Origin of the sequence: Methanoregula sp. (assembly GCF_052325125.1) — an archaeon.
Classification (GTDB): Archaea; Halobacteriota; Methanomicrobia; order Methanomicrobiales; family Methanospirillaceae; genus Methanoregula.
On the sequence record NZ_JBKQWO010000042.1, the window covers coordinates 1 to 9,984 of the forward strand.

Below are 9,984 nucleotides of genomic sequence, written 5' to 3' on the forward strand. Positions count from 1 at the left end.
TGTTCCTTCGAATGGGCATGAAGGTGCTCGTGGAGAAGTTTGCCATGACGGTGCATATGCCGGTGGATAAGGTTCGCAGACATCAGCAGATCAAGATTACTCATCACACTTGCACAGTCACAATCAACATGTATTGTATGATCTTCCCCGACAACAATGGCGCGGGTACTGATCTGTTCGACAATATCGAGGTCATGGGTGGCCGTGATAATCGTTTTCCCGGCCTTTGCGAGATCCTGGATGATCCCAATGAGCCACATCTGGCTGCGCGGGTCAAGACCCCCGGTAGGTTCGTCAAGGAGGAGGACATCGGGATTTGTGGACAGGATGGAAGCTATACAGACCTTCTTTTTTTCACCGCCGCTCAGCATATGCGGCGCCCGGTCCCGGAGATTTTCAATCCCCAGCATCGCGATAACCTCTTCCGTCCTTTTCTGTACTTCATCGGGTGGCAGATCGAGCTGGAGCGGACCAAAGGCAATCTCGTCAAAAACGGTTGAAGAGAAGAGCTGGATATCCGGGTTCTGGAACAGGAAACCCACTTTTTTCCTGAAGAACCGGGCAAATTCGTTATCTTCAAGCGTATCGAACACTTCTTCTTTTATCGGGGTCCCAAATGCAGAAAATTCACCTGAAGTCGGGTACGTCAATGCATTCAGGATCGAAAGGAGCGTAGATTTACCGCTCCCGTTGGCTCCGAGGATGGCGGTCTGCTCCCCGGCTTTGAATGAAAGCGTCACATTCTTGAGTGCTTCAAAGCGTTTTATGTACGTATAGGATACATCGCGCAGATCGAATATTGTCTCCATGGTGTGCCTCAGATATACTCTTTTAAATTTTTACCAGGTTCTGGGATACAAGTATCAGGAATATGCTGAACGCAAACACACTCACGCACGCCACGTAATCCCGCCGGTGTATTGAATATCGTTGCAGGATCTTGATATCCCCGTTAAATCCCCGCGATATCATGGCCTGATGCACTTTCTCGCTCATGTTAAGTGCTTTTATCAGGGTATAGCCGATACGATTTCCCACCCATTTCTGTTCCTCGATCATAGGTAAAGATTTGAGCGATCTGCTTTTCTTTGCCGTGTAAAAATCCCTGACCGTATCGGCAAAGAGAAAAATATACCGGTAGCACATGTCCATCGTCAGGACATAGACTTTTGGTACTTTGAGCGAGCGAAGGGATTTGAAGAGCAGGTCCCGGGGTGTCGTGAGGAACAGGAGAACTGCCGCTGATACGCAGGTAGCCACCCGCAACACGAAGGTCAGTGCAACCATCACTCCCTGAACGGTAATGGTGATGACCGGCGGCAGCGCAAACGGGCCAAGGTGTGCGTTCGGGCCCAGGTTTGCAATGGTGACCAGTGCATCGCCGGGTGTAAAAACGTTGAAAATGATAGGGATCATGATGATGCCCGCAAATATCGGGATGAACACCCAGACGCGTTTGAGGAAGAAAACAATCTCGACCTTACTCAGGTATGCAAAGACGAGTGTCAGGCCATACACGATTGCAAGGAGCCGGATGTCGCGGGTCATTGCAACGGCAAAGATGAGAACAACCATCGAGACCAGTTTTACGCGGGGGTCCAAGCTTTGTAACAAACCTTTGCGTCTGGCGATGCTGTCATTTACCAGGCATTCCTCAAAGAACGTAAAGATGTCAGAGATCGCCTTCTGGACAAAACCCTTTTTCCTGCCGATACTGGCTGTACAGCAGGCACAGGGGCCAATTTCGATCTTCTGCATCCATTCAGGTATCATGATTTCTCATCCAGAAGCGCCCGGTTATCTCCCAAAAAAGCAGGAACTGTGCATGTCCTGAGCGCCAGTTATTGTTACGATTATGATATATTGTGATACCCTGTAGTTAAAAAGTATTGGTATTTGTGATAATATTTGATCTATACACAGAATAGTAATCAAAAAAAACACATATCTAATATTTAACGTAAAATCTCTTCGGTGGGGAGTGTTCCTCTTAAATCCCCGTTCCGGTAATCACCCCCACAACCTGCTGGGCCGTCACCGGGTCCAGAACCCGGGCCAGACCCTCCATCGGAAAAAAAGATCCTCAAATTCGGCCCTTTTTCGGCCTTTCCGGGTGCCGGATGGGGTAAACAAGGTGGCGAAAATAACCTCGATTCTAGGGCCATTATAGGCCATTGGGCGAGGTCGAAATCAGCCGTATTTTGGCAAACGGAGCAATTATACGGCGTATGTTCCACGCGAACTGAAACAAAGCAGTTTACAGGCGTTCCCCGAAGAGACCGGGATCCAAAATCCGAAAAAAGAGCCCAGTTTGGGCTTGTTTTTCCCCATAGTAACTACACTGCATTCAGGAGTCTGATCCGGGGGTTGATCACCATCTGTCGGGGATGAGGTATGCCGGATCTTCGATTGCTGACAGGTACTCAACGCTCTTCTCGTATGACGCAGGATCCGAACACTCGATAATCCGGGACGCGGATACCGGCAGGAGCGGGAGGAGTGCGGCAAAATCGATCGTGCCGGTCCCGCAGGCTGCATGGTCGTCGTTTGTCCCGCCGTTGTCGTGGAAGTGTACGTGGCAGGGCCGGCCGTTGCGTGCAAATTCCTCAAGGTTATTGTTAAGCCGGGCATGGCCCACATCAAGCACAAACCCGATGTCGTGGAACGCGAGATCGGACAGGAGGTCCGGCTGCCGGAAGTGGAGGCACTCCCACGAGCCCATGTTCTCGATCGCAATCCTGACATCGTGCTCCCGCTGGATCAACGAGAGGGCGTCAAGCGACAGGAGCAGCGCATCGCGAGAGATGCCCTGCATGTATGCCCACGGAAAATATCCGGGATGCACGACGAGTGTCTCCGCGTGGATGCTATCGCAGATTCCACAGAGCTCGTCTATCACACCAAGTCCTGCGGTACGTATGCGGTCGTTTGTGCTCGCGAGATTGATATCAGAGAGCGGAGCGTGCACCGAGTACCGGGCATCCACCGAATGGCAGGCCTCGTGGTACCGGAAGAGATCGTGGAATCCCTCTGAAACAATCTCGATGCGATCGGTTTTTTCGCGTACGAACACCAGCGCATCGGCAAGGGGCAGGTTCATGCAGCAAAAGGTCGAGCAGCCGTAATGTGGAGCAGTCATGAGATATTGTCCCTCCCGTGTATGCACCGCTCGATCAGCTGGTCCCATGGCAAGATGGCGAGCCGGTGATCAGCGGCAAGCTGGCTGATGATCGCGGTGGCTTTTCCCCCGGTGTAATCCGGGAGTGTGGCCCGGCCATCCTCCGCAAGAAAGAGCACCGGTGTGCCGGCGCACTGCGCAAGCGTTCGCAGGTTATCGAGATTTCCCTCACCCACGGGTGTCGCAGTCATAACCACGGCATCGGCAGCGGTGATCTGTTCGAGGAGTACCTTTCGCGCAGGGTCTGTGATTGGACAGAACGGTGGCTCGGTGATGCAGAAAATCCCCAGCGCACCAGCAGTCTCATAATCGGAATCGTTCATGGAGAGGATGCCCGCTGATACCTGGCAACCGGCCCGGTGGAGAGCGCGGAGGATCTCGGAACCGGTACCCCCTCCGCAGATGACATGCACCTGGAGGCTCCCGCCCGGTGCCGGGGGCGACCGGGGGAGCGGAACAACGAGCGGCTTTCCGGTAACGGGGTGGATGCTGACCGCTGCATCGAGGTCAAAGATACTGCGCAGCATTGCCGGGGTTATCACTTCGACCGGCGTGCCGGCCGCTGCGATCTTCCCGTCTTTGATGACAATGATCTCATCACAGAAGTATGAGGCAAGGTTGAGGTCGTGGAAGACACCGATCACTGCAATCTCTTCTGATAATTTTTTGATAGTTGCCAGGATATCCACCTGGTGGCTGATATCGAGATGCGAGGTCGCCTCATCGAGCAGGAGGTGACGGGGCTGCTGGGCGAGCGCCCGGGCGATGATCACGCGCTGGAGTTCCCCGCCGCTGATTGCGTGGATGGAGCGATCACAAAGATGAGTGATACCGGTCAGCGACATGGCCTTCCTGCAGATTGCATAGTCCTCTTCTCGTTCCTTGCTAAACCGGCTCATGTGGGGATAGCGCCCCATCATAACAACGTCACTGACCGTGAAGTCAAACCCGGGCCCGGTTTCCTGTGGGACAACCGCGACCGATTGTGCAAGTTCGCGGCTGGAGAGCGCAAAAAGCGGCTGCCCGTCGAGCTGGATAATCCCTCCGGTGGGCGTGATCACCCGACTGATCGCCTTTAAGAGAGTCGTTTTTCCCGAGCCGTTCGGGCCGATGATCCCGACAAAGGTGCCTTTCTTTGCATCAAACGAGATTGCATCCAGTACTTTTCGGGCCCCGTAGTGTACGTCCACACCGGAAAGCTCGATCACGTACTGAACCTCCTCTTGAGGAGCCAGATAAAGAACGGTGCACCCAGAAATGCGGTTATCACGCCGACCGGGACTTCGTTTCCGACCGTCCGTGCGACCGTATCCGAGAGGGCAAGAAGAATACCACCGGCAAGCATCGATGCAGGGATTAAGACCCGGTGATCCGGGCCGACCACGAAGCGCATAATATGGGGGGTAATGAGCCCGACAAAGCCGATACAGCCGGCAATGGCGACAGCAAGCCCGGTGATGAGCGAGCTTGCCGCAAGGAGGAATATCTTAAGGCGCTCGACATTGACTCCAAGGTGGATTGCATCATCCTCCCCCATGGAAAAGATGTTGAGCTCGCGCGAGAAGAGGAGAAGGGCAAGCGAGGCCGGGAGAATGATGATGCCCAGTTTTACGTCGTCCCAGGATATGTTCCAGAACCCTCCCATGAGCCAGAAGAGGATCTGGTGCAGGTTCTGGCCGGCAGAGTACATAAGTGCGGAGAGGATTGCAGAAAAAAACATGGAGACGGCAATACCGGTGAGCAGCAGCTGTTCTACTTTCACGCGCCCGCCTTTCTGCGCGATACCGTAGACAATAAACGACGCGGCAAGGCATCCGATGAATGCAAGGATGCTGCGGAACGCCCCGCCAAGAAGTACAATCGCAAGGCTGGCCCCGAGCGCTCCGCCGGATGACGTGCCCAGCAGGTACGGGTCGGCCATGGAATTCCGGAATAACCCCTGCATCACGACACCGGCAGCGGCAAGCCCGGCACCCACGAGCATCGCGGCAATGACCCGGGGCAACCGGATATCAAAGAGGATAAGCGATGTCGTGTCATTGCCGGACATGCCGAAAAACGGAACGCCTGCCGGTCCAAAACCTGTGCAGATCACGACCGTTGCAGCGGCGAGAGCCGCAAGGACAATGATGGCCGCATATCCCTTGTGCATGTGATTAAATTATAGTTGATTTAAGTAAAATAATATTGCGTGTTGAGCCAAAGCCAGTAGATCCAAAAGTAAATTTACGCTGAAAAATCTGGAACGGATCGGGCTTGTGGACCGGAAATGTCTGCCGACTTCCCCACCCGCCACCCAGTACTCGCTGACCGCTGACTGAGAGGAACTGCGGGAGCACATGATCCCTCTCTTGGTGTGGGTCTCCAAATGGGGAGTACAGGATCTTCCCGGGTGTCCTATCAGGACGAGGAAAGAACGGTAGTCCAAACAAAGGAACACTGATGTGCGTAAGGTTCCGGGGCCGAATGTAATCTGACCGTAAAGGAACGAAGCGGAGCGAGAGGCAAAAGATCCTGAAGCTTCTACTTTACCCCCGCGTGCAACCGGTATAGCAGGGAGATAACAGGAACCTCAAAAACAGTCCGGCGGCAGGAAAGACAGGAAACGTAGTGTTTTAAGCGATCAGGGGCAAAACCGTCCTGTCCGGTCAGCCCCTGCGCTTGATATCCCTGATAAGAAAGTGTGAAGGATTCACTTTTTGGCTTTCTGTGCTGCATTCTTTCCAGTTTTGCTCTTTGCTGGTTCGGTCTTCTTTTGTTTTGGGTCTGGTGTGTTCTTTTTCGTCGTGGTTTCAACCATCTTGTTCTTCAACTCCCCCTGTATGATGGATTCTGGTTATATGGGGTGGATCGGGATGACAATGAGACGAGCGCCAGCATCCATTTTTGAGGGGATGTCCGGGTGGACGTGGATGTTTACGCTGGTATCATCACCCTGGTTACCGTTTGGCGGAGGGAAGTAATAAACATTTTTAATTTCGTATGAAATGGTGTGATAACATTTTTTGCGGTGAACCACATGAATTAAAAAAACAGAAAGATTGAGAGATGAGATTGAGTGAGGACATGCAATTCTGAATGAGAGAGAGATGAGGCGATTTTCTGGCGATGCTCTCTGGTGCCATCACCATATACTGGTTGGGCGCACGAGTATAAAAAAATTTCAATTTAGTATGAATTTTTAAAATATTCAATTTACACATTCTGGCGATTCTGTACCTGTAATAAACCATAGTTTAAATGGCAGGGTACAGGAAGGTCAGGTAGACAACCACGTTATGAATTACAACGATCAGGAACCACAGGATTATAACCCCCATAATGATCATTCCGGACATGCGGATTTTCTGTTCGCAGTACGATGCTGTAATGAATATGAAAAAAACTACCAGCCATTTCAGCAGGAGATGCATGAACGGTGAGCCGGCAAAAAAATCCATCAACGGGTTTAACTCAGCTCCTCCGTGTGAGAGGATCATCGATGTAGTTGTTACATCAAGAAAGCAGACCACGTAAAGAACGAGTAAGGAGAGAACAAGCGGTGAATCCAAATCTGCGTCAAATATCGCGACAAGGTCATTCCAGAACCGGTCTTGTGGTTTTATGAGTGAATCTGCCATTATGAGTCTCCGGATCCATAATCCATCACGACATTCTGAAAGTAATCCCGTCTGTAATATCAAGGTTACGCGCGTGATCGTGGATAATCATAACAATGGTTTCCCTCTTGACCATCAAGCGGTTCCACAAACGGTATGTTTACTCACAGATGAACATAATCCTATCCGGTTGCGGGTTTGTCGGGTATGAGGATCTTCGGCTCCATCGCGAGAATTGATGCAACTGCAAGTCACTCCCTTTCCCCACCCGTCAGAGAAAACTGGAAATTATTTCGTAGATGCCTTGTGTAGATAATAAAGAAGACTGCGCCAATGTCGGTGATCATACAACTACGGTTCGGGATTGGAGTCCATATGCACGAGTACCATGACAACCCTGCCGGAAAAAGAGAGAGAGATCGGGCTTCACCGGCAACCGGTGAAACCGCTGCCCCAAATCAGATTTTTTCTGGTTTCTCCACCTCACGGTTGAATTGTCACTACGGTTGTGGCAATTGTCTTTCCACTGTTATCGACAAGTTGCAGGTTGAACCGTTCGCCAAGCGAGCCGGTACTCATGAAGCCATAAGAGGGACTGAAGGCATCTGACCAGCGTCCATCTGCTTGTTTAGCGTTACTCAACCCACTGGTATCGGAGTATGTCCCTGGCTGGACCTGGTTCAGGTCATTCACACTAATGTTTGCAGTCTCACCAGCTTGGAAGGTTCGCGCTAATCCAGATGAAAAAGCACCCGGTTGATCCCATGGTAAAAATCCTGAACTCGTGTCAACCGAAATGACCGAACTGTTTATCGTCCAGTGGAGATGTTGATACGTTCCAAAGTCCGATGTGGGTGTGACGACAAAATGCGTCGAGAGTGTACTGATGGAATCCCCGCCCTGATGCATGATGGTCATTCCCGTGGAATTGCTGAATGTGGCAGTCATCGTCATCTGCGGCGCTTTGCTCGTCCCCGTGGCCAGACCCCCGGCAAATGCACTTACAATCGCAGCGATAATAATCGTAACTACGAGCATCAGCATAACGCCCACAACCGGTGAGACTGCATGTTCGATGTTCATCTTCGTGGTCGTCATCCCGTCACCGCCACATCATTACTCAGAATTGTTTTCCCACTCTGGAGATCGACGATGTTGACATGAACGGTATCCCCTGGACGGAGCGCGTTCCAGTTCCCACCAAGCACGGCCTGCATACCATCGACCCACCCGGTAGGTTCACTGCTGGAGTAGGTATACAGCGATGTTGGTCCCGTACCTCCTGATGCAGGAGTCTGTCCTGAAGATACACCATAATACGCGAAATCCGGCACCTCCTGCATGCTCGTCCCGGGTACCAGAGTATAGTTACCAAACCACTGGTTCATGCCAATCGTACCAGCAGACACCTGTGTGCCGTTTATACCTTGTCCATAACCAAGCGGAGCTTGGTGTTGATCAACAGTTTGACCACTCATCTGCATTCCCTGATACAGGAACGACCAAGGATCATCTGTATAAACATTGGGCGAATTCAATCCCATCTCACTTGTGTTTCCCCCGCTGATGCCACTCGCACTGATCCAGGATGTGATAATCTTCAGGTGGCTGGTGGAGATTGGTATACTTACCGACTGTACATCAAACGTAATGTGACTGTCAGTTGGTTCACCTGTGCTTGCAATCGATATATCCATCGCCAAGGTTGGTGCCTTAGGAGTTGTTGTTGCCAATCCCCCCGCAAATGCGCTCACCACCGCGGCGATGACAATCGTAACCACCAGCATCAGCATCACGCCGACCACCGGTGATACGGCCTCCTCGCCGCGCTTTAACCGAAAACTTTCGTTAAGATTCAAACTTTTCACCTCTGCACACGATGGTTATCGGATTCCCCGGCAGCCGGTCCTTCCTGCTTATCTCATGATGAGATCGAACGGGTTATGTTGGAGATCCAATGGTAACACATGTGTAAAAATATGTAGCACCAAGTGCTATAAAAAGTATATTTTTTGAGATCGTTATGTAACATTCCCTTGACATTTATCTACAACATGAGGAGAGAACTATCCCGGGATCACCTTCGGGAACTGATTCTGAAAAAGGCAATTCAATCCCGAAACCAAAAAATACGGCAAAATCTGCGGCAAATCGGGTCTGCTAAAAATCAGACTGAAATTCTTTGTTTATTTGCAAAAATACGCCCAATTTGAGCCCCATATAATACCCATAATCGGGCCATAGAAGCCCACCGGCAGCCCCCATTTACGGGATCAGGCAAAACCTATCAGACCTCAGGATCGGGCCGTAAAACGCCAATACGTGAACTTTTTATTTCGTCCGATTGGCAAAATAAGGTCAATTTGGGGTTATTTTCCAACGGAGCCCGATACGGGCTTCTTTTCACTGTGTCAGACGCCAATCGGAGCCTGTATCGGGCCCGGATTGACTGGGGAGTACTGATGGATAAACGGGGGAACTCATGAAGCAGGGTAGAGACGAACGGATAACAGGGGATCACATCAGGCCATATTTTTTATGCGCCTGTTCGATGGTCATCAGATCGTAAACATAAACGCATCCGTCTTTAATCCGGCAAAATGCCGTGTAATTGTGGCTGATATGCAAGCGGTAAACGGGATCCTTCCCATGACTGACGAACAATTCTTTGTCCCCGTCTTTTCCGGGATACAGATTACCGGGAATGTGTACAATCCCACTCGCGTATTATACGCTGACTTTTTTCTGGAAGATCGTCAGGAAAAGCCTGTGCCTCATCTTCGATCAGGATCGGAAGGGTCACTCTTTGAACCCCACAAAGTGCCCTTCGCGCATTTTGCGATCTGCATCTTCGAAGAGCTGGCGGCGCTTCTCTTTTGTAACCATCTCTTTAATCACAGCGTCGAACGTCTGGCCCGGTTTCCGGAGTTCGTAAGCAGATTCCCACGTACTGGGACACACGGGAATTCTTTTTGTCGCACATTCCTGATTGGGCATATACGTGAAGTTGTATTGTCACTATTTACTTTTTTACAATTCTTACATCTGGTCACGAGAAAAAACTCGGTTCACCCCGGCGACCGGGCCCGGAACGGTACGATGAATTTCCCGAACTCGTTCTCTATGGCAAATGAATCGACGCTGTACACGGAACGGATGCAGTCGGGCGTCAGGATATCCTGCGGTTTTCCGTACCCGATCATCTTC

At 51.2% G+C, this 9,984-nt stretch carries 10 protein-coding genes; 1 reads left to right on the plus strand and 9 read right to left on the minus strand.

What is annotated here, in order from left to right; translation table 11 throughout:
* From ACLQMU_RS09915 to ACLQMU_RS09935, 5 genes are all read right to left on the minus strand, one after another.
* A partial coding sequence (locus tag ACLQMU_RS09915) for an energy-coupling factor ABC transporter ATP-binding protein (RefSeq protein WP_443673679.1) occupies positions 1–809 on the minus strand: 809 nt, incomplete at its 3' end.
* Between the two features lie 22 nt (positions 810–831).
* Positions 832–1,773 carry a cobalt ECF transporter T component CbiQ gene (gene cbiQ / locus ACLQMU_RS09920; RefSeq protein ID WP_443673680.1) on the minus strand — a complete coding sequence of 314 codons (942 nt, stop codon included), beginning with the start codon at positions 1,771–1,773 and terminating at the stop codon, positions 832–834.
* A gap of 598 nt (positions 1,774–2,371) precedes the next feature.
* Positions 2,372–3,139: a TIM barrel protein gene (locus ACLQMU_RS09925; protein ID WP_443673681.1), complete on the minus strand. Its 768-nt coding sequence runs from the start codon at positions 3,137–3,139 to the stop codon at positions 2,372–2,374.
* Positions 3,136–4,386, minus strand: coding sequence for an ABC transporter ATP-binding protein (locus tag ACLQMU_RS09930; protein ID WP_423988312.1), 1,251 nt, complete (start codon positions 4,384–4,386; stop codon positions 3,136–3,138). The genes ACLQMU_RS09925 and ACLQMU_RS09930 overlap by 4 nt, the downstream gene beginning before the upstream one ends.
* Positions 4,383–5,330, minus strand: coding sequence for a FecCD family ABC transporter permease (locus tag ACLQMU_RS09935; RefSeq protein WP_423988310.1), 948 nt, complete (start codon positions 5,328–5,330; stop codon positions 4,383–4,385). The genes ACLQMU_RS09930 and ACLQMU_RS09935 overlap by 4 nt, the downstream gene beginning before the upstream one ends.
* A gap of 88 nt (positions 5,331–5,418) precedes the next feature.
* Here ACLQMU_RS09935 and ACLQMU_RS09940 point away from each other — a divergent pair, with 88 nt between their 5' ends.
* Positions 5,419–5,499, plus strand: coding sequence for a hypothetical protein (locus ACLQMU_RS09940; protein ID WP_443673686.1), 81 nt, complete (start codon positions 5,419–5,421; stop codon positions 5,497–5,499).
* A gap of 915 nt (positions 5,500–6,414) precedes the next feature.
* Here ACLQMU_RS09940 and ACLQMU_RS09945 read toward each other — a convergent pair.
* The 4 genes from ACLQMU_RS09945 to ACLQMU_RS09960 form a co-directional block, all read right to left on the minus strand.
* Positions 6,415–6,798: a DUF5658 family protein gene (locus ACLQMU_RS09945; RefSeq protein WP_443673682.1), complete on the minus strand. Its 384-nt coding sequence runs from the start codon at positions 6,796–6,798 to the stop codon at positions 6,415–6,417.
* Between the two features lie 462 nt (positions 6,799–7,260).
* Positions 7,261–7,875, minus strand: a complete 615-nt coding sequence (locus tag ACLQMU_RS09950; RefSeq protein ID WP_443673683.1) for a type IV pilin N-terminal domain-containing protein — start codon at positions 7,873–7,875, stop codon at positions 7,261–7,263.
* Positions 7,872–8,636 (minus strand): type IV pilin, encoded by a 765-nt coding sequence (locus tag ACLQMU_RS09955; protein ID WP_443673684.1) that lies wholly within the window; start codon positions 8,634–8,636, stop codon positions 7,872–7,874. Before ACLQMU_RS09955 ends, ACLQMU_RS09950 begins: the two co-directional genes overlap by 4 nt.
* Before the next feature lie 940 nt (positions 8,637–9,576).
* Positions 9,577–9,774: a hypothetical protein gene (locus tag ACLQMU_RS09960; protein WP_443673685.1), complete on the minus strand. Its 198-nt coding sequence runs from the start codon at positions 9,772–9,774 to the stop codon at positions 9,577–9,579.
* Positions 9,775–9,984: the final 210 nt, after the last annotated feature.